Below are 19,090 nucleotides of genomic sequence, written 5' to 3' on the forward strand. Positions count from 1 at the left end.
AAGAATCTATAAATGTGATGAATGTAACTCAGAGATAGACAGAGATCTAAATGCAAGTATAAATATTCGTGAGGTTGGTAGAGAACTACTAGCCTATTAAAATATATATCAGGGTAGGAACTACCCGTAGAGCGTGATTAATATATCCGACATGAGTCAGATACTTCCCACGAAGCCCCGCCCTCTATTAGGGCGGTGGTAGTTCACCTCATATTCTATCATAACCTCTTTTATGAGGTCAAACTTTTGTTAAACTTTTCATCTATGTCCCACTGCAATATTTGGTTATTTATCTTGCCTTGATTTTCTTTTAAATAATCCATACAGATATCTTTAACCAGTTTTATTGTTTTTACGTCATGGATTATATCTACAAATTTCAAATCACTTAAGCCACTCTGCTTCACACCAAAAATTTCTCCAGCTTTTCTAAGTCTTAAATCTTCCTCCGCTATTTTAAATCCATCCTCGGTGTTTTCTAATACTTTAAGTCTTGCACCTGAATCATCATTTTCTGTATTGGAAAGTAAAAAACAATAGGACTGGTGTTCTCCTCTTCCAACTCTTCCTCTAAGTTGGTGTAGAGTTGCAAGACCGAAACGTTCAGAATTAGCTACTACCATTATACTTGAATTAGGCACATTTACTCCAACTTCAATAACCAAAGTGGAAACTAAAATATCCAACTCACAGTTTTTAAAAAGATGCATAACTTCATCTTTCTCTTTATTTTTCATTCTGCCATGTAAAACTCCAACTCTATATCCAGGTAATTTTTTTGTCACCTCACTATACAGCTCTTCCGTAGATTTTGCCGAAAGTTTCTCACTTTCATCTATTAATGAAGCAACAAAATATGCCTGACGTCCCTCTTTTAACTTTTTATCTATGAAGTGATACATCTTCTCCTCATCTTCCACCTCTTTAATCCATTTGGTTTTTATTGGCTTTCTTCCCGGTGGTAACTCATCTATCACCGCCACATCCAAATCTCCGTATATACTTAGAGCCAATGACCTCGGAATCGGTGTAGCACTCATAACAATAAGATTTGCTAGAACTCCTTTATCTCTAAGTCTTTTTCTTTGCAAAACTCCAAATCTATGTTGCTCATCTATTACTATCAAACCTAACTTTTTAAATTCAACGCTATCCTCTATTATTGCGTGAGTTCCTATTACAATATTCGTTTGTCCCGTTTTTATTCTCTCTAGAAGTTCACTTCTCTTTTTTCCTTTCACACTTCCGGTTAAAAGTTCAATTTTTATTCCTAACTCCTCTAAAGTTTGATAGATAGAAAGATAGTGCTGTGTTGCTAAAATCTCTGTTGGTGCCATTAAAACCCCTTGATAACCATTTTCCACCATATATAGGAGTAGCAGTACTGCAACTATCGTCTTTCCACTTCCCACATCTCCTTGAATTAAGTAGTTTATTATCTTTCCAGCATTTATTCCTTTGTATATCTCCGTTATAACTTTTTTCTGTGCTGTTGTTAAAGAAAAAGACAGTCCTTCTAAAAATTTTGAAACCAATTTTTTATTTCCTTCAACTTCATAAACTCCATTGTTACTTAAATCTATTTCAAAACGTTTTTGAAGTATTCCCATCTCCAATATTAAAAGTTCCTCTATTGCAAAACGTCTTTTTGCTTCCTCTAAATTCCTTGCATTCGTGGGATAATGAATCTCTTTCAGTGCACTTTTTCTATCCATGAGTCTGTATTTTTTTACTATCTCCTCTGGGATGTTCTCTTGAAATACATCTATATAACTCTTTAATGCTTCCTTCAAAATTCTTCTTAAACTATTCTGGTTTAACTCCTTTATAGCGCTGTAAATAGGTAAAATTTCCCCTTTATTCTCCTGACCTTTATACAATTTGAATTCTGGATTTATCATCTGAAATGTGTATCCTCTTTTTATACTTCCTATAAAAATATACTCTTCTCCTATCTTTAAACTGTTTCTCAAATAGGGTCTTTGAAACCAAACAACTTCCAAGGCTCCCGTTCCATCATTCACTGTTGCCTTTATCATCTTCATTCCCGTTCTTGTAGGCGGAGCTGATATATTCATTATATTTCCTTTTAATACGACATATTCATCTCCTCGTAACTCACCTATCTTTTTTAGATTTGTTCTATCGTCATAGATTCTTGGAAAATAGTATATTAAATCATAAAGTGTTCCTATATTCAATTTTTTTAATTTTGAATATGTCGCACTTGTAACTCCTTTTATATTAAAAAGTTCTATCTCTTTATAAATATCTGTATATATCTTAATCACCACCTTTTTTTAATTATAACACACTTATATAGCCTTTTGTACAATTTATCAGGCATTTTGTATTTTTACAATAAACCCTTTAAAAATAAGGGGCTATAAAAAAATTATTTTTTATTTTGTGTTATTTTTGTTTGACATTTTCTATCTTTTAATATATCATTATCGTATAATACAAATAGGCAAAGTAGGGGAAATCTTACGACGCAAAACTATAGGGTCTTTAAAATGACAGCCAGTTGCAATTAATTTTGGTCAAACCAAAATATAAATGCAACTGGCTTTTTTATTTTATAAGCTTTTTTAAATTTTAGGAGGGAATAAATCATGAAAAAACTATTAATACTTTTATCTTTGACTACGGCTATAACAGCTTTTGGAGCTCCTCAAGGAAACAGTATAAACAAAGGGGATATGGAAATTACAGCTACTGTTATTAAACCACTTACTGTTATCGCTACTAGTATGGAGTTTGGACAAGTTATACAAGGTAGTAAAACTACTGCATCTTCAAATTATCAAATTACAGGAGAAAAAGGTCAACCTATAACTATAGAGATTCCAAGTACAGTTGAACTAGCTTCAATTAGTGGTGATACAATGACTGCAACAATCGAATATAGAAATTTACCAAACTCTATTGGAGAAAGTGGTTCAACTAATGTCGCTGTCAATGGACACTTAAATGTTGCATCTGAACAGGCTGTTGGAAACTATACTGGAACTTTAACTGCCAGAGTTCAGTATCAATAATATAGATAAAAAAAAAGCATAGGCTCTATCAATGAGTCCATGCTTTTATTTTTTATAACTGTTCCAATAACTCCTCTGATATATCAAAGTTTGAGTAAACATCATTTACATCATCTAAATCATCCAAAGCCTCATACAATGCCATTACTTTTTTAGCTGTATCCAAATCTGTAATCTGTACTTTATTGTCTGGAATCATTGCAACTTCCGCTTCAGTTACATTGTAACCCGCTTTTTTTAACTCTTCTGATACTGTATTGCAATCTGCTGGGTCAGTTAAAACAGTAAACTCTCCATCCTCATCCTTAACATCCTCTGCACCAGCTTCCAGAGCTGCCATCATCAACTCGTCAGCGTCCACTCCTTCGGCTGCAACTACTATCTCTCCTTTTCTCTGGAACATCCAAGACACAGCACCATCTGTCCCTAAATTTCCATTTTTTCTAGAAAAAGCTGTTCTAACTTCTGAAGCTGATCTATTTTTATTATCAGTTACAACCTCAACTATAAAGGCTGTTCCTTCCGGACCATATCCTTCATATCTAATTTCCATGTAGTCTACACCTTCAAGTTCTCCTGTTCCTTTTTTAATAGCTCTCTCCAGGTTATCTTTTGGCATATTAGCAGCTTTTGCTTTATCTATCGCAAGTCTTAATCTAGGGTTAAAGTTTGGATCTCCACCAGCTTCCTTTGCTGCAATTGTCAACTCTTTTCCCAATTTTGTGAATAGCTTTCCTCTTTTAGCGTCTTGAGCACCTTTTCTATGCTTTATATTAGACCATTTACTATGTCCTGCCACAAAAACTCCTCCTCATTTTTAAATATCTCTTTAAATTCTATCATAACCACTATCTTTTTTCAATATATTTGGGCACAAGCTCCATTTTTTCCTTCACCTTTTCAAAAATAATATCTGGTGTTATCAATCTATATTTTTCTTCATATGATAAACTATCATATGTTTCATCTGAGAGTATATCTTTTGGTTCTATCCCTTCGTGTCTTTTATTATCCCTTGAGAGCCAATCTTTTTTACTGGATCCCGGACTGAAGATAGAAAAACTTGGAATATCTATAGCCTGAGCCAAATGTCTTGGTCCACCTTCATTTCCGACAAAAATGTCACAGTTGGCTAATAGTGCCCCCAACTCTCTTATACTTTTAGTGTTTATATCCGATACTATTCTTTTATCCCAACCCAGTTCCTCATGGAATTTTTTAGCAAACTCTTTCTCATTCGGTGAGTAATATAATATTATTTGGCAATCAAACGCCTCTAAAATTTTTCCAGCTAACTTTTTCATTAAATCTATGGGATAAACTTTATTTGGTCTTCGAGAATTTATAGCCAAAGGAATTATAATCTTATTAAAATCAACACCTGCTTCCTTCATTCGCTCTCTCAACTCATTTTTCTCCTGTGGTAAAAATGTCAAAGAATAGTTTTTATTTAATTTTACATCTACTCCATCATCTATAAGAGGTTTTAACATTTTCAAGAATTTTTCAGCTTTATCAAATTCACTCGACGGCTCCGGAATACTATGCGTATATGTATATCCTCTCTTGGGTTTCCATCTTCCTATCCTATATTTTGCTTTTCTAGAAAATAGTGTAAATGCCTCACTCTTTGGGGTAGACATTATATCAATAACTATGTCGTAATTCGTTCGTGTCACATTCCAGACTTTTTTCAGATATTTAAAAGGATTCTTCTGTTCATCTTTTGAAATCGATATAACTCTATTTAAGTAATCTTGATGTTCGAATAGTGGTGCCACATGATCATACAATACATAATCAATTTTTGCATCCGGATATGTTTCTTTCAAACTTTTACATATTACAGACGCCAATATTGCATCTCCAATCTGTTTAAATCTCACTACTAAAATTTTCATATTAAATCTCCTCTATGGTATTTTTTATAGTTTTCAAATCTCCCCAAAACTCCACTGCTACCTTAGCTCTCTTCCCACCATCATCTCTTGATTTTTTAGCGAAATTAGCATCATATGTCACCAACAGTTTTACATCTCCTCTCCAATCTACAATGTTTCCCTTTTCTTGAAGAAATTTAAACTCTCTTTCTAATAACAACTCAGCTACATCCTGTCCTAAAGCCACAATAACTTTAGGATTCATCAAAGAAATTTGCATCATTAAGCACTCTTTCAAATCTCTTTTATCTTTTTCTTCCAACTCTCTATAATTTTTTTCAGACTTAGTCAGGGTCGTTATATAATAGCTCTCTGGCAACAACCCGACTATATCACAAAGTTTTATTAGAAACTCTCCACTTGAGCCGGGTCTCACTTTTAAATTTTCATCTATATATAAATTAGAATCATCTCCTACAAAAAGTACGGTTCCTTTAAAATTACCTGTCCCTAAGACAATTTTTTCACTACTATCCTTCAATGCATCTATACTTCCTATTTCAAACTTTAACTCTTCTAAGAATTTTTCAATCTCCTCCATAATAGTTCCTCCTAAAATTTAATCAACTTGCTACATATATCCTGATGGGCAATCTCTACTGAAACATTGATATTATGTCTTGTCAACTCATCTAAAACAGTGTCTATAGCTAACTTTGGATCATTACTATCCTTACTCATATGAGCTAAATAAACCTTTTTTAATCGTTGATGATGTATCTCCCTAATAAATCTAGCACAATCATTATTTGATAGATGCCCATTTCTACTTTTTACACGGGCTTTTAAATCCCAAGGATATGAACATTCCATTAACTTATGATAGTCATAGTTACACTCTATAACCATGACATCTACCTCTTTAAATGCTTCTCTGACTGTGTTATCAATATAACCCAAATCTGTAGCTATCGCCACTTTGCTCCCCGAACTTTCCTCTATTCTAAAGCCAATTGTTCTCTCAGCGTCATGCATTACATCAAAAGGATACACCATACTATCCCCAACCCAAAAAGCTTCCTCTATAAATCTCAAATTTTCATCTTTTATTTTTCCAATTTTTAATATTCCAGCTTCATAGCTCTCCTTTGTGATATAGATTGGAATATCATATTTTCTCGACAATATTCCTGCCCCTTGAATATGGTCTCCATGTTCGTGAGTTATCAAAATCCCATCTATATTACAAACCTCTACCTTTATTTTTTTTAATTGTTCCTCTATCTTTTTTCCACTAAACCCAGCATCTATCAATAAGTTTATATTATCAGTTTCTATAAAAAGAGCATTTCCTTTACTTCCACTTCCCAGTACTGCTAATTTCATGATACTTCCTTTCTAAAAAATATATATCTTAAGTGTATATTATATCATAAAAAAACCTCTTAGCAAATATTGCTAAGAGGTTTGATATTTCATATCTCTATTAAATCTCTTCAAATTGGTCTTTTCCTACATAACACAGTGGGCAAACCCAATCTTCTGGTACATCTTCCCACTTTGTTCCCGGAGTTACCCCATTTTCTTGATCTCCTATCGTTTCATCATAAACATAGTCACAGATTACACATCTCATAAGTTTTCCCATTTTATACCCCCTCTATTTTATTAATTACTCCATAACCCGTGAATATTACAATACTCTCTTGCACACACTGATTTCCCTTTAGGTACTCTAAAATATGCCTCTGGCGCCTCTCCCGGCTTTAAATATTTTCTATATAAAAAGTCGTCTACACAAATTTCAATCATTTGGATATAATGCTCCTCTGTCATTGGGTGTGCAGCCTCTTTACCAACTTTCACTAAATATCCATCCTCTTTTTCCTCTATAAATGGAACGTGTTTCTCTGTTGAAGCATCCTGAGTTTTTTCCTTAACAAGCTCTAATCCATCTACAGAAACACCATCTTTATCTGCTACAATTACCTCTAATAATACTGGATTCTCTTTCACTTTAAAAATTTCATAAACTTTCATGATAACCTCCTTAAGTTATTAAACATATTTTGTCCTCTGACAATTATTTATTCTGGCACTGAGGACAAGTTCCTTTAAAATAAACATGGTACTCATCAATTTTAAAATCCTTCATATCGCCAACCACAAGTTGATCAATTGTCACTGGGATATCAAAAACTTTTTTACAATTTACACATTTAAAATGCCCATGTACATGCATATCCACATCATATCTAGTTTCATTTTCTTCTATTGTTATTACTTTAGCAATTCCTTTTTCTATAAAAAGATTTAGTGTATTATAAACTGTCGTTTTAGAAAGAGTGGGAATTTCAGGACATAAAGCCCTATAAATCTCATCAACCGTTGGATGAGTTTTATTATTTAACAAATATTCAAATACTTTCATTCTTTGATATGAGGGTTTTATATCATGTATCTTTAAATGCTCACCTATATTTTCAATATACATGTTTCCTCCTTTTGAAATAATTACAAAATTGTAATTATTTTTTCTTTTAATATACACCTTTTTAGTATTTTTGTCAAGAGATTACAATAAGTTTTTAATCATTAAATACCTATCAATCCCTTTTCCGTATTCATCTTTTTGTAACTCTTCTACCGTATATCCGGCTTTTTCATACAACTTCACAGCTTTACTGTTTTTAGGATCCACGGTCAAGTAAACTTTTTCTACCCCTATTTTTTTTAATCTATTCTGACTTTCTTCTAATAGTATTTTTCCGTATCCTTTCCCTCTTTCCTTTAAAGAAGTCGAAAATCCATATAAAAAAACTTCATTTTTTCCCAATACTCCTTGATACTGGGCAACAGATATCAATTTATCATTATCATCTAGCAGAACATAAAGTTTTCCATATCTAATGAAACTCATAATCATCCACATATCAGCTCCACCCATCACACCAAAACACTCCACTTCATTATCATATATTTTTTTTATTAGCTCTCTTGCTTTTGCATCAACCTCTATTATTTTCATCTTCCCTCCCTAATACCCTATATCAAACAAATGAAGACCAAAAGGCTCAGCCACTATTTTTGCATATTGAATATCTGGATTCTCCAACATATCCACCAAGTAATTTTCTGGCTTTTTTCTAAAATAAATTGATAAAATTGTACCTACTATTATTCTAATTTGAGACTTTAGAAAAGCATTTCCTTTAACATATAGCTTGACTGTTTTTTCATCCACTCTCTCGAACTTAGCTTCATATATCTCTCTTATTGTCGTATTGCTTCCACAATCCGAAAGTCTAAAATTTGAAAAATTGTGCCGTCCTACCAAAGGGGCGACTATCCTATTCAATCTCTCCAAATCTAACTGTTCATCAACAAAAGTGACATATCTGGATTGAAATGGATTTCTATCCTCACCTATATAGTATTCATAGGACCTATAAATCGCTGAAAATCTAGAGCTGAAATCTAAATCTACCTCTTGAGCATCTAAAATAAATATATCATTTGGTAGTAAACTATTTATAATTCTTTTTATCTTTTGTATAGGAATATTTGACGTTGTAAAAAAATTTGAAACTTGCATCTTAGCATGAACCCCTCTATCAGTTCTTCCGGCAGAAACTAAGTCTATTTTATTTTTAAAAATTCCTTTTAGGACTTTTTCTAGCTCTCCTTGGACCGTTCTAAAACCAGGTTGTCTTTGAAAGCCAAAAAACTCACTTCCATCATAACTATATGTCAATTTTATATTTCTTTCCACGTTTTTCTCCTTTTCCTTTTTCTACGTATAAAAAAAAGTCTTGAATACTCAAGACTTTAACTATCTTATGTGGTGCGAGAGGAGGGACTTGAACCCTCACGTCGAAACGCCAGATCCTAAGTCTGGTGCGTCTGCCAATTCCGCCACCCTCGCATAAAGATGGTGCGTCATACTGGGCTCGAACCAGTGACAACACGATTAAAAGTCGTGTGCTCTACCATCTGAGCTAATGACGCTTTCTATAAAACTACAAAATTAAAAAATGGGGTGACCGACGGGATTCGAACCCGCGACAACCAGTGCCACAAACTGGCGCTCTACCAACTGAACTACGGCCACCAAATGGCGTGTCTGAAGAGATTCGAACTCCTGACCCACGCCTTAGAAGGGCGTTGCTCTATCCAGCTGAGCTACAGACACATTTGATATATATTAAATTGGAGCGGGAGACGAGGGTCGAACTCGCGACATTCAGCTTGGAAGGCTGACGCTCTACCAACTGAGCTACTCCCGCAAATGGTCGGAATAGCAAGATTCGAACTTGCGGCCCCCTGCTCCCAAGGCAGGTGCGCTACCGGACTGCGCTATATTCCGACTTATTTATTTTTTAGAGCTCACTTTCGTTCGCTACAGAATTATAGTATCATAAATTATTATTTGTGTCAACAAGCTTTTTTATTTTTTTGTTTTTTATTTACATTTTTAAAAAAAGGATTGATTTTACTAAAAAAGAATAATATTTTATATACAGATTTAAAAAGTTTTCTTATAATATTTATAATCATTTTTAATCAAGGAGGTTTTTTATAATGAAAAATACAAAACTTATTTGCTCTATTCTTTTAGCCGGTTCTCTTTTTGGTGCGTGTACAGCTACTGAATACAACAACAAAACTACTGGTACAGCTGGTGGAGCTGCAGTAGGTGCTTTAATTGGACAGGCAATCGGTCAGGATACAAAAGGAACTCTTATCGGAGCTGGAATTGGAGCTCTAGCTGGTTTAGGTTGGGGAGCATATAAAGATCAACAGACAAAAGAACTACAAGCTAGATTACAAAATACTCAAGTTAAAGTTACTGATGAAGGAAACTATATAAATCTTAATCTACCGGGTGGAGTTACATTTCCAACAAATGGATATGTTATCGGAAGTGGCTTTTATGCACCTTTAAACGATATTGCTGCTGTTTTAAATCAATATCCTGAAACAAGAATAGTTATTTCAGGTAATACTGATAGCACTGGTGCATACTCTTATAACATGGATTTATCAGTTAAAAGAGCGAGAAGTGTCGCTGATTATCTAGTTAGTAGAAGAGTAAATCCAAATAGAATAACTATCAATGGTTTTGGACCTGATAGACCTATCGCTAGCAATTCAACACCTTCTGGTAGAGCTCAAAACAGAAGAGTTGAAATTCAAATTTTCCCAGCATATTAATACAAATTTAAAGAGGGTCGTTGACCCTCTTTTTTAGTGTTTAACTTTTTCTAATGCCTTTGCAGTCGCCTCTCTTACCCCTTCTGATGTATATGTCGCTCCTGATACAGCATCAAACTCTGCATTTTGATTTTTTAAAATATGCGCTTTTAAAGTTTCAATAGCTGGATTAGCTATTGGTGGTGTATCTTGGTGAGTAATATCAACCCCAATGATTTTAATTCCATTTCCCTTTGGCTTTATCTCTAGTTTTACAGTTAAATCACCGTTATATCCATTTCCCATCTCTTCAACAACTAACGGTCCCGGTTTATTTACCTCGTATATTCCCAGCAACAACCCTATTACTATAAAGGCTAACACCAACTTTTTTCTTAAAGATTCTATATTCATCTATAACCCCTTTTATTTTTTCGGTATCAATCTAGGAACTACTTTATCTCTACCCTCTAACCCAACTTTTTGAATGTATTCAATCAATACCTCATCCAAAGCAGGATAGTGTCCTAACTCCTTTCCACCAGCTAAAGATGAGTACCCATCTCCTCCAGCTGCCATAAAGTCATTTGTTGCCACTACATATGTCTTATTTGGATCCAACTTCTCATTTCCTACTCTAATTTCTAAAACCTTTCTATAAGCTGGATTTTTGATATTGAATTTAACTGTCATTCCTGCAACTTGAGCCATTGCACCTAACGATTCTGGATATGATCTTATTCCGTTTTCAACAGCCTTTTGTAAATCTGATCCCTTCACCTCTTTTGTAATCACATAGTTTCCAAATGGTAATACGCTGATTATATCTCCTACTGTAACCTCTCCCGGATTGATAGAAGCTCTAATTCCACCACCATTTGTAATCGCAACATCTGCACCTGTTTTCCACAACATAGCATCTGTTATCAATTGTGAAAGGTTTGTTTCTCCCGTTCTAACAAAGGCTCTATCTCCCTCTAACAAAATTTTAGATTCTCCAACTTTAACATTAGTTATCATCTCCTGTTTTCTTGAGATTTCATCTATTTTTTCCTTTACCTTTTCATCTTCTGGAACTGGATTATCTCCACTCATGATTACGTTCTTTGTATATAGCGTATAATCTATCGCTTCGTTTCTATTTTTTAATTTATCAAAATCAACCTTTACTACTCCAACGTTTTTAGCATACTCTCCTGTTTGTACTATAGTCACTCCATTAACTATCTTTTTCTCTTTTAACTCAGTGTGACTGTGTCCGTCAATAATTAAATCTATCTCAGGTACAGCCTCAGCTAATCCTACACTTTGTAATTTTTTCGCTGTACTCTCGTCGTCTCCCAAATGTGCTATTACAACAATAAATGTAACTCCCTCTTTTTTCATCTGAGCAACAACTGATTTAGCTGTTGCGATAGGGTCCGCTATCGTTATATTTTTTACATTATTTGGATTAGTCTTAAAATATGTTTCAGGAGTTGCTAAACCAAAGAATCCAACTTTTTTCCCATCTATTTTTCTGATATCATATGTCCCTGCAATTGGCTTCCCCGTTGTTTTATCCACAACATTCGCTGCCAATGTTTTATATTTTTGCATAGACAATAACTCTTCTAATCTCTCTTGACCATAGTTAAAATCATGATTTCCTAAAGTTGCATAATCAAAACCAGCTGCATTCAAAGTTTCAACCATTGATTCACCCTTAGTCAGAGTAGCAAAAGTTGTCCCGTGCATTGTGTCTCCAGCATCTATCAATAGTACCTTTCCATTATTTTTATCCTGCTCTAAAGCCTTAGCTATAGTAGCTACTCTAGCTAATCCCACACCATCAAATTGCCCCTCTTTTGCCCTACCATGAACATCATTGACATGAACTAAAGTAAGCTCGTACTCTCCATCTTTTGGCGGTAATACTTTACAAGCAGAAAGAGCTAAGACTAACCCCATCAAACCAAAAATTTTTAAATTTTTATTCATCTTTCCTCCCTAATTAATTCTAGTTTTCAAATCAAATTCGAACATATTTTATCATATTTAGACAAGATTGTAAAAGAAAAAACTGCATACAAATGCAGTTTTTTCAACACTTTACATTTTGTTTTTTAAAGTTTGAAGTAATTTTAAACTGACCTCTAAACTTTCTTTGTCCACTTCAAATACATCTATCCACTTTTTTAAAGTTTCTATCTCTTTCAATCTCATTGCCTGTTCATTCTCTTCTTGAAAAATATAACCCTTTATAGCTAATGCCTCTTGAATTTGATATTCATAAAACTCTAGATATTTCTCATTTTTTATCAAATTCTTCTCTATCTGAAGCTTTATTTCTTCTGTGGAGAAATATCCCTCTTTTAATATATTTACCATCATAATCTTCAAATACAAATACTCTTTTATAAAAAATTCTTTTTTATACCGATAGACTCTCAGCTCTTGAATATAATTGATTAAAAGAAAAGGAAATACAACAATCATCATAGATACTTTAGGTTTTTCTACTACTTCATTTGATATTTCAATAGCTCTTTTTCTCTCTTTCTCTATAAATATATCAATGTTTTGCATTTTTACTCTCTTTCATATTTGAGTAAATCAATGTATGTCTAACATTCTCAGAACTAGGTTCAACCTTTTTCACAAAGATATAATACCACGCCCCTGATTCAATGTCCTCTTCTGCCAACTTTTCATGTGCTTCTTTAAATCCTAAAGTTTCATCTAAAAAAGGTAACACAGAAAAACATAGAAAATATATACATACAAAGCTACCTACAAAAGCTATCCATTTTTTTATCATATTCTCCTCCTAAAAATCTTTATAAACTCATCAAAGATTTCGTTATATCAGGGAAAACTACATGGAACATCAAGTACGCAGCCCCAAAAGTTACACCTAAGTTAATAATTTTTCCAATCACATAAAGAGTTATCGGTTTTCCACCCTTGAATAGTTTACCTAACTCACCGAAGTTCGTTGATAGTCCAATACTTGTGAATGCTATACAGAATAACCACCCTTGTAAAGGTGAAATCAGTCCATCTACCATCCCTTTATCTATAACTATCTTAGACCCGTCCACTCCCAAAATTCCATAAATTCCAGAGAATACAAGAGAAGCCCCAATGAATCCCAATATAAATTTAGGGAATCTATTCCAAATCTCATTCAATGAACCTTTTAAAGAAAAATCTCTCTCTTCAGCCATAGATTTATCTACTTTTAATGACCAATAAGCTGCCACACCTAGTGCCATTACACCTATTATTATATTTTGAATCATTTTTATTGTTGCTGCAACGTCTCTTGCCACTGGTCCCAAATATTCTCCAGCTGCAACCACTGCACCTGTTGAGTCGACTGTTCCACCAATCCAAGCTCCTCCCAATACTGGGTCCATATTCAAAGCCTTTATAAACATTGGCATAGCAATCATCATAAAGGCAGTAAACATTATAGAGATACTTACAGACAGCGTAAGCTCCTCTTTCTTAGCCTTACAAGCTGCCGCTGCTGCAATGGCAGCTGACACTCCGCTTACGGACATATCTGCTGACATTACCATGTTTAAACTCTTTGATTCCATTTTTAAAATTTTATCCCCAAATCCAAATGTTAAAACTAAAACAACTGGAGTTACAAACCACGTTACGAAAATTCCCGGTATTCCAATCAATAGAACTTTATTAACTAAAACTGTCGACCCAAGAAGTATTAATCCCGTCTTTATAAAATACTCTGTCTGAGCTGCTGCTAAAATCTTTTTAGGTGTTCCTACTGTATTACTCACTATCAATCCCAGTACTAAGCCCCAGAAAACATATCCCAGACCCCAAGCTTTTAAAGTCTCTTGTTCCCCTAATAAATATGCTCCTGTTGCCAGAGCAAAAACTGCTGGAAATCCTTGTAAAAATCCCTCTCTATCTCTTTCCATCTTTCTCATACCTAAACTAAAATATATTCCTATAAATGCTAACAATATTAATAGATTCGGTATTAAGTTGTAAGGTTTCACAACAGCTTTTGCCTTCATTTTATTCTCTTTATCCCTACTAATAAGCCATTTATCTACTAAATTGTCTGCACTTGTGTTTAGATTAGTATCTGTGTAAGCTTTTTCTTCCGCTAAAGCTGTCGCAACTAAAGCTTCATTTCTTAAGATTGCTGTTTCTTTCTTCAAATCCTCGTACTGTTGAACAAAAGGCTCTCCTTTTATCTTAGCTGCATTTTCACTTAAATATATCGATTCAATTGGATTTACAACCCATTTTTTAGGTTTTCCCAAAATCCCCTTTATTTTCTCTGTTATTGTCGATTTTATAGCTAAGCTATTTTTATCAAACTGTGCTTCATGCCATTGAACTGTTTTAAAAGGAGCTCTTTCTCCTTCCGATTTCATTATACTGTTGTAAACTTCCGTTTTTCCTAAAACACTCTCTGAATTCGATCCCATATAGATAGATACACAAAATGCAAGAACAATTGTTGCCAGTAGTATCGCCCAATAATCCTCAGCTTTAAATAAATCTAATATTTTTTTCCTTCAAACTTTTTTTACTCTCTTTTATAGCTTCCATTTTACACCCCTAGTTTTTTTTAACACTCTTTATTGAACCTTTATTCAAAGTTCTAAACATAACTAATGGGAACCCTTTTGAGGTCCCCATTACTCTAAATATATTTTAATTTAAAAATTTAATTCTAGTGTCCACCCTCATAATTAAAAGGTTTTTCTAGAGTATATAAATCCCCCGGACTTGAGTGCTTAGAAATTGGCTTAACGTTGATATTAGCTCTATATTCTGTCTCTGCCCATAGAATTCTTTGTGCCACTTGTGCTTCTGGATTTAACTCCACTCCATCAAGAATCATCTCTTTAAACTTTTGATATCCAGCTCTGTCAATTAGATGACCTCCATGGATATACATAGGTTTGTGATGTAAAACATTGGCAGAGAATTTTTGCCAGTTTCCAATAACTTGGATAACTACGTCCTCTGTAACCCAGTTTAAAAACATTTTACCCATTCTTGGGTATTGTTTTCCTGTTCTTCCACCTATTAACACTCTATATAATTTTTGTTCTGCTCTTACCCATGCAGATGATGGACACGCCTCAACGCACTCTCCACATCCTACACAACAGCAAGTATCTTTTAAAATTCTATAGTTTTCTAATTTTAAAACTCTTGTAGCAGAATGTTCACATACTTTAACACATCTTCCACATCCAAGACATCTTTCTTTTACATATATTGGCATAGTTACACCTATTATTCCAAAATCATTAAAATGAGCTTTAGCACAGTCATTTGGACATCCTGCTATTGTCATTTTTATATGGTAGTGGCTTGGGAAAATTTGCTTTTCAAGTTTTCTTGCCAACTCCCAAGTATTGATATTAGCTTTTACACAGTGAGAATTTCCGATACACGCCATGATATTTCTAGCACCGATAGTAGGATATCCCGCTTTGTTAACTTCCATGTCAACTCCACAAGCCTCTACATCTACTTCCTTAATATACTCTTCTAAATACGCATTTACCGCATCCACATTTTCAAACTTTATTCCAGGAGCATTAAGAGTCTGTCTCATACCCATGTGGAATGTTCCATCTCCCCATCTCTCTGCAATATCTTGTATTACTTTTAAATATTTAGCTTCAATTAGTCCACCTGGAACACGAAGTTGGATCATGAACTCTCCAGGTACTTTTGATTGACGGAAGCAGTTTAATTTTAGTTTAGTTATATTTATATCGTGATTCACTTATTTTACCCCCTTTAGTCGATTAGATATTTAGCTTGAGAATAGTTAAATACTGGTCCTTCCAGACATACATAAACTTCGTCGATTCTACAATGACCACATTTTCCAACTGCACATGACATCTTTCTTTCAAAAGAAACCCAAATCTTATCAGTAGGAACTCCCAACTTTTCAAATTCAATAGCTGTATACTTCATCATATTAGGTGGTCCAACGATTATAACTTCCAAATCGTCAAAATTTTCTGATACCATTTTTAACTGAGGTACATACTCTGTAACAAGCCCTACACACTCACCATCTAATCCGCACCCTTTATCTACTGTTAATACCATTGGATGTTTTTTTCTCCAATTGATAATCTCATCTCTAAATAGTATTGAAGCGTCATCTTTAAATCCAAATAGTAACTCCATTGATTGAACTTCCTCTGGATTTTTATAAATTTGATTGATTAAAGATCTAACTGGAGCTAATCCTGATCCTCCTGTCACAATGATCACTTTTTTATTTTTTATATCAATCGTATCAAAACCTTTACCATAAGGTCCTCTCATTGGCAGTAAATCTCCAGCATGTAAAGTAAAAATCTCATCAGTTACTGTTCCAACTTTTCTAATTAAGAACTCTGCCCATCCCTCTGATGCAGAAAAATCTGTAACAGATATTGGACACTCTCCCACTTTTGGTAAAGACAGTTGCATAAATTGTCCAGATTTTATATTTCCTGCTTCTGGATATTCAACTTTAAATAGATACTCTATATCAGTAACTTTTTTTACATCCAAAAGTTTATATGGCGTTGGCATTATTACATTTTCCATTACTTATTACCTCCATTTAGTTTATCAACCTCTGTAGCTAGTCTGTTTACAGTAGTTGAGAAAGATATAAACACTGGACACTTATCATCACATCTTCCACATCCAACACACATATGATTCTCTTTAAATCTTTTCTTAAAATCATGAATTTTGTGCATAACTTTAAATCTCATTCTTTCTCCACCAGTTTTTCTAAATGAATGATTTCCAGCCATCTCTGTATATCCATCAACGTGGCAAGAAGCATTTATTCTTCTTCTCTCTCCCGCATCTGTATCAGAACTATAATTCATATCATATGTTGTGAAGCAAGTGCACGTAGAGCATGATACAGTACAACTTCCACACATCAAGCATCTCTTGTCAAACTCTTTCCACATATCTAAAGATTTCACTGCTAATTGAGTATCTTTATCATTTATTTCTGGAATTCTAACAACTCTTTCGTTTTCTACAACTGGAGTTACTGCGAAATCGATCTCATTATTTCCTGCAAAGTAAGAGTTAAATAGTTCATCTTTAGTTTCTACTAGAACTTCTTCACCATCAAACTTTACTCCAAATGCGTATTCATCTGCTGATGCAGTACCCATTGAAGCACAGAAGCACGTATCCCAACCTTTTGTTGGACACTCCATCAATATGAACTTTGTCTTTTCTCTCATTCTTTTATAGTATGAATCTTCAAATCCACCATTTCTCAAGAAAATTTCATCATATCTTTTTATTGAATGAATGTCGCAAGCTCTTGCGAATACAAGCATTGGTCTATCGTCAACAATTTTTGACTCTCTATAGTCTGCATCTGTAAAATATAAAACTGTTTCTGTTATAGGGCTTAATGCTTCCTTTGCTGCATAATCTGATTTCTCATCATGTACAATCTCATCTGCCGAATAAACTCTATCATATCTCACAATGTCGGTATCTGAATATCTTCCCTGTTTAGAAAATCTTTTTGGAGCATAAATCTTATACTCTTTACTAAGATTTTTTAACAAGCTATCAAAATTTTCTGCTGTTATTTTGTATCCCATCCTTACTTTGCCTCCCTGTTATTTGAATTTTTAGTCAATTCATTATCTGTTTATATTACAACCTTTATGTTTTTTTGTAAATCATTAATTTCAGTTTTTTGATATTTGGTTAAATTTGAATTTTTAGTCGAAATATATTTGGTCAGACTTTAATTTCTTTATTTTTTTACTAAAGTTTTAACTTTTGAATCTCCCCTCACTTTCTAATTTTATACAACACTAGTATACTTATACACTAGTGTTGTTGTGATCAATTTTTTGTCAATTTAAAATCAAAAGGTTGTTTTTTTCTTAATTTCATTATAAAATATTGAAAATAAAATCAATTTTTAAAGGTGGAAGTATGAAAAAATTCGTTGTTGAATCTGAATTTCACAATATGAAAATTTCACAATATCTCAGAGAAAAAGGGTATTCTGGAAGAGGTATTAGAAATGTCGAAGTCTATTTGAATGGTAAAAGAACCAAAACTACAAAACAAGTAAAAAAAAATGCGAGACTTTTAGTTAAAGAAAAAGAAAAGGAAGTTGGAATCAAATCTATTAAAATGGATTTAAAAATTATATATGAGGATAAAAATCTACTTATTATTGATAAAGACCCCTATTTAGTTGTTCACCCAACTACAAAAAAGACGGATTTGACACTAGCAAATGGAGTTATCCACTACCTTCAAGAACAAACTGGTAAAATACAGCCTCCTAGGTTTTTCAATCGTTTAGATATGAATACCTCTGGATTGATTATTGTAGCAAAAAACGCCTATACACAGGCTTTTTTACAGAGTGATAAAGAAAAAGTATCCAAATTTTATCAAGCCATTGTCAAAGGTATTGTCAAAGAAGATGAAATGATAATAGAGATCCCTATCGGTAAAGAGGGGGATGAGCTGAGACGAAAAGAGATGAGTCCTGAAACTGGTGGACAAACTGCTAAGACCTATATGAAAGTTTTAGAACGTTTTCCAAACGAGGACTTAACTTTGGTTGAGTTAGAACTTTTCACGGGAAGAACTCATCAGATTCGTGCCCATATGTCTTTGGTCGGATATCCTATTTTAGGAGATGAACTCTATAGTGGGGAAGACATTCGGGCTAAGAGACAACTTCTTCACGCTTTTAAACTGATTTTCACAGATGTTGAAACTGGAGAAAAAATTCAAGTTCAGGCACCTCTTCCCAATGATTTTAAAGAGATTCTTCATATCGCAAATTAAAACTTACAATAAAAAAAGATACCTATATTGGGTATCTTTTTTCTTCAACTGATGTAGTTACCTCTTCCTCTTTTAGCTCTCCCTCTGTTCTTGCCACAATCAATGTACAAACTGCATCCCCTGTTA

General features: G+C 33.7%; 22 protein-coding genes, 6 tRNA genes and 1 riboswitch. Of the genes, 4 read left to right on the top strand and 24 right to left on the bottom strand.

Annotated features, from left to right (window positions below; translation table 11 throughout):
• Nucleotides 1-4: 4 nt before the first annotated feature.
• Nucleotides 5-100, top strand: coding sequence for a zinc ribbon domain-containing protein (locus tag ACWI69_RS09595; RefSeq protein WP_448821641.1), 96 nt, complete (start codon nt 5-7; stop codon nt 98-100).
• A gap of 130 nt (nt 101-230) precedes the next feature.
• Here the strand turns inward: ACWI69_RS09595 and recG are convergent, their stop codons facing one another.
• A complete protein-coding gene (recG, locus tag ACWI69_RS09600) occupies nt 231-2,291 on the bottom strand; it encodes an ATP-dependent DNA helicase RecG (protein ID WP_448821642.1) in 2,061 nt (686 codons plus the stop codon).
• Nucleotides 2,292-2,459: 168 nt separating this feature from the next.
• A riboswitch (cyclic di-GMP riboswitch) is annotated at nt 2,460-2,535 on the top strand.
• 80 nt (nt 2,536-2,615) lie between these two features.
• On the opposite strand from recG, the gene ACWI69_RS09605 reads away from it, so the two are divergent.
• A complete protein-coding gene (locus tag ACWI69_RS09605; protein WP_448821621.1) occupies nt 2,616-3,041 on the top strand; it encodes a DUF4402 domain-containing protein in 426 nt (141 codons plus the stop codon).
• Nucleotides 3,042-3,093: 52 nt separating this feature from the next.
• Here ACWI69_RS09605 and ACWI69_RS09610 read toward each other — a convergent pair whose 3' ends face one another.
• The 15 genes from ACWI69_RS09610 to ACWI69_RS09680 form a co-directional block, all read right to left on the bottom strand.
• Nucleotides 3,094-3,840: a YebC/PmpR family DNA-binding transcriptional regulator gene (locus ACWI69_RS09610; RefSeq protein WP_448821622.1), complete on the bottom strand. Its 747-nt coding sequence runs from the start codon at nt 3,838-3,840 to the stop codon at nt 3,094-3,096.
• Nucleotides 3,841-3,889: 49 nt separating this feature from the next.
• A complete protein-coding gene (locus ACWI69_RS09615) occupies nt 3,890-4,942 on the bottom strand; it encodes a glycosyltransferase family 9 protein (RefSeq protein WP_448821623.1) in 1,053 nt (350 codons plus the stop codon).
• 1 nt (nt 4,943) lies between these two features.
• Nucleotides 4,944-5,522 (bottom strand): uracil-DNA glycosylase family protein, encoded by a 579-nt coding sequence (locus ACWI69_RS09620; protein WP_448821624.1) that lies wholly within the window; start codon nt 5,520-5,522, stop codon nt 4,944-4,946.
• An 11-nt stretch (nt 5,523-5,533) separates the two neighbouring features.
• Complete coding sequence (locus ACWI69_RS09625) at nt 5,534-6,307, bottom strand: MBL fold metallo-hydrolase (protein ID WP_448821625.1); 774 nt, start codon at nt 6,305-6,307, stop codon at nt 5,534-5,536.
• 100 nt (nt 6,308-6,407) lie between these two features.
• Entirely contained in the window at nt 6,408-6,569 is a 162-nt protein-coding gene (locus ACWI69_RS09630) for a rubredoxin (RefSeq protein ID WP_448821626.1), read from the bottom strand.
• Between the two features lie 20 nt (nt 6,570-6,589).
• Nucleotides 6,590-6,961: a desulfoferrodoxin family protein gene (locus ACWI69_RS09635; protein WP_448821627.1), complete on the bottom strand. Its 372-nt coding sequence runs from the start codon at nt 6,959-6,961 to the stop codon at nt 6,590-6,592.
• Between the two features lie 43 nt (nt 6,962-7,004).
• The gene (locus ACWI69_RS09640) at nt 7,005-7,415 is read right to left on the bottom strand and encodes a Fur family transcriptional regulator (protein WP_448821628.1); all 411 of its coding nucleotides are present in this window, start codon (nt 7,413-7,415) and stop codon (nt 7,005-7,007) included.
• A gap of 81 nt (nt 7,416-7,496) precedes the next feature.
• Nucleotides 7,497-7,949, bottom strand: a complete 453-nt coding sequence (locus ACWI69_RS09645) for a GNAT family N-acetyltransferase (RefSeq protein WP_448821629.1) — start codon at nt 7,947-7,949, stop codon at nt 7,497-7,499.
• Between the two features lie 9 nt (nt 7,950-7,958).
• Nucleotides 7,959-8,693: a tRNA pseudouridine(38-40) synthase TruA gene (gene truA, locus ACWI69_RS09650; protein WP_448821630.1), complete on the bottom strand. Its 735-nt coding sequence runs from the start codon at nt 8,691-8,693 to the stop codon at nt 7,959-7,961.
• Nucleotides 8,694-8,763: 70 nt separating this feature from the next.
• Nucleotides 8,764-8,846, bottom strand: a tRNA-Leu gene (locus tag ACWI69_RS09655).
• 7 nt (nt 8,847-8,853) lie between these two features.
• Nucleotides 8,854-8,929: transfer RNA gene (locus ACWI69_RS09660), tRNA-Lys, on the bottom strand.
• Nucleotides 8,930-8,956: 27 nt separating this feature from the next.
• A tRNA-His gene (locus tag ACWI69_RS09665) sits at nt 8,957-9,032 on the bottom strand.
• A gap of 4 nt (nt 9,033-9,036) precedes the next feature.
• A tRNA-Arg gene (locus ACWI69_RS09670) sits at nt 9,037-9,113 on the bottom strand.
• Nucleotides 9,114-9,131: 18 nt separating this feature from the next.
• Nucleotides 9,132-9,207: transfer RNA gene (locus ACWI69_RS09675), tRNA-Gly, on the bottom strand.
• 3 nt (nt 9,208-9,210) lie between these two features.
• A tRNA-Pro gene (locus ACWI69_RS09680) sits at nt 9,211-9,287 on the bottom strand.
• A 215-nt stretch (nt 9,288-9,502) separates the two neighbouring features.
• Between ACWI69_RS09680 and ACWI69_RS09685 the strand changes: the two genes are divergently transcribed.
• On the top strand, nt 9,503-10,135 hold the full coding sequence (locus ACWI69_RS09685) for an OmpA family protein (protein WP_448821631.1): 633 nt from the start codon (nt 9,503-9,505) through the stop codon (nt 10,133-10,135).
• Nucleotides 10,136-10,168: 33 nt separating this feature from the next.
• Here ACWI69_RS09685 and ACWI69_RS09690 read toward each other — a convergent pair whose 3' ends face one another.
• The 8 genes from ACWI69_RS09690 to asrA form a co-directional block, all read right to left on the bottom strand.
• Nucleotides 10,169-10,528 (bottom strand): FMN-binding protein, encoded by a 360-nt coding sequence (locus tag ACWI69_RS09690; protein ID WP_448821632.1) that lies wholly within the window; start codon nt 10,526-10,528, stop codon nt 10,169-10,171.
• A gap of 12 nt (nt 10,529-10,540) precedes the next feature.
• Nucleotides 10,541-12,094, bottom strand: a complete 1,554-nt coding sequence (locus ACWI69_RS09695; protein ID WP_448821633.1) for a bifunctional metallophosphatase/5'-nucleotidase — start codon at nt 12,092-12,094, stop codon at nt 10,541-10,543.
• Nucleotides 12,095-12,205: 111 nt separating this feature from the next.
• Nucleotides 12,206-12,682: a hypothetical protein gene (locus ACWI69_RS09700; RefSeq protein ID WP_448821634.1), complete on the bottom strand. Its 477-nt coding sequence runs from the start codon at nt 12,680-12,682 to the stop codon at nt 12,206-12,208.
• Complete coding sequence (locus ACWI69_RS09705; RefSeq protein WP_448821635.1) at nt 12,669-12,914, bottom strand: hypothetical protein; 246 nt, start codon at nt 12,912-12,914, stop codon at nt 12,669-12,671. The genes ACWI69_RS09700 and ACWI69_RS09705 overlap by 14 nt, the downstream gene beginning before the upstream one ends.
• 19 nt (nt 12,915-12,933) lie before the next feature.
• Complete coding sequence (locus ACWI69_RS09710; protein WP_448821636.1) at nt 12,934-14,568, bottom strand: YeiH family protein; 1,635 nt, start codon at nt 14,566-14,568, stop codon at nt 12,934-12,936.
• Nucleotides 14,569-14,816: 248 nt separating this feature from the next.
• Entirely contained in the window at nt 14,817-15,887 is a 1,071-nt protein-coding gene (gene asrC, locus ACWI69_RS09715) for a sulfite reductase subunit C (protein WP_448821637.1), read from the bottom strand.
• 14 nt (nt 15,888-15,901) lie between these two features.
• Nucleotides 15,902-16,711, bottom strand: coding sequence for an anaerobic sulfite reductase subunit AsrB (asrB, locus tag ACWI69_RS09720; RefSeq protein ID WP_448821638.1), 810 nt, complete (start codon nt 16,709-16,711; stop codon nt 15,902-15,904).
• Nucleotides 16,711-17,748 carry an anaerobic sulfite reductase subunit AsrA gene (gene asrA / locus ACWI69_RS09725; protein WP_448821639.1) on the bottom strand — a complete coding sequence of 346 codons (1,038 nt, stop codon included), beginning with the start codon at nt 17,746-17,748 and terminating at the stop codon, nt 16,711-16,713. Before asrA ends, asrB begins: the two co-directional genes overlap by 1 nt.
• 343 nt (nt 17,749-18,091) lie before the next feature.
• Between asrA and ACWI69_RS09730 the strand changes: the two genes are divergently transcribed.
• Complete coding sequence (locus tag ACWI69_RS09730; RefSeq protein WP_448821640.1) at nt 18,092-18,964, top strand: RluA family pseudouridine synthase; 873 nt, start codon at nt 18,092-18,094, stop codon at nt 18,962-18,964.
• Nucleotides 18,965-19,090: the final 126 nt, after the last annotated feature.

Source organism: Cetobacterium sp., from assembly GCF_977044495.1.

Excerpts from the sequence above, each read along its gene's own strand:
- asrA (WP_448821639.1), bottom strand. The coding sequence starts at position 17,748 with ATGGGATACAAAATAACAGCAGAAAATTTTGATAGCTTGTTAAAAAAT.
- asrB (WP_448821638.1), bottom strand. The coding sequence starts at position 16,711 with ATGGAAAATGTAATAATGCCAACGCCATATAAACTTTTGGATGTAAAA.
- ACWI69_RS09690 (WP_448821632.1), bottom strand. The coding sequence starts at position 10,528 with ATGAATATAGAATCTTTAAGAAAAAAGTTGGTGTTAGCCTTTATAGTA.
- ACWI69_RS09620 (WP_448821624.1), bottom strand. The coding sequence starts at position 5,522 with ATGGAGGAGATTGAAAAATTCTTAGAAGAGTTAAAGTTTGAAATAGGA.
- ACWI69_RS09685 (WP_448821631.1), top strand. The coding sequence starts at position 9,503 with ATGAAAAATACAAAACTTATTTGCTCTATTCTTTTAGCCGGTTCTCTT.
- ACWI69_RS09730 (WP_448821640.1), top strand. The coding sequence starts at position 18,092 with ATGAAAAAATTCGTTGTTGAATCTGAATTTCACAATATGAAAATTTCA.
- ACWI69_RS09705 (WP_448821635.1), bottom strand. The coding sequence starts at position 12,914 with ATGATAAAAAAATGGATAGCTTTTGTAGGTAGCTTTGTATGTATATAT.
- ACWI69_RS09645 (WP_448821629.1), bottom strand. The coding sequence starts at position 7,949 with ATGAAAATAATAGAGGTTGATGCAAAAGCAAGAGAGCTAATAAAAAAA.
- ACWI69_RS09640 (WP_448821628.1), bottom strand. The coding sequence starts at position 7,415 with ATGTATATTGAAAATATAGGTGAGCATTTAAAGATACATGATATAAAA.
- ACWI69_RS09710 (WP_448821636.1), bottom strand. The coding sequence starts at position 14,568 with ATGGGATCGAATTCAGAGAGTGTTTTAGGAAAAACGGAAGTTTACAAC.
- ACWI69_RS09615 (WP_448821623.1), bottom strand. The coding sequence starts at position 4,942 with ATGAAAATTTTAGTAGTGAGATTTAAACAGATTGGAGATGCAATATTG.
- ACWI69_RS09695 (WP_448821633.1), bottom strand. The coding sequence starts at position 12,094 with ATGAATAAAAATTTAAAAATTTTTGGTTTGATGGGGTTAGTCTTAGCT.
- ACWI69_RS09635 (WP_448821627.1), bottom strand. The coding sequence starts at position 6,961 with ATGAAAGTTTATGAAATTTTTAAAGTGAAAGAGAATCCAGTATTATTA.
- ACWI69_RS09630 (WP_448821626.1), bottom strand. The coding sequence starts at position 6,569 with ATGGGAAAACTTATGAGATGTGTAATCTGTGACTATGTTTATGATGAA.
- ACWI69_RS09625 (WP_448821625.1), bottom strand. The coding sequence starts at position 6,307 with ATGAAATTAGCAGTACTGGGAAGTGGAAGTAAAGGAAATGCTCTTTTT.
- ACWI69_RS09700 (WP_448821634.1), bottom strand. The coding sequence starts at position 12,682 with ATGCAAAACATTGATATATTTATAGAGAAAGAGAGAAAAAGAGCTATT.
- ACWI69_RS09605 (WP_448821621.1), top strand. The coding sequence starts at position 2,616 with ATGAAAAAACTATTAATACTTTTATCTTTGACTACGGCTATAACAGCT.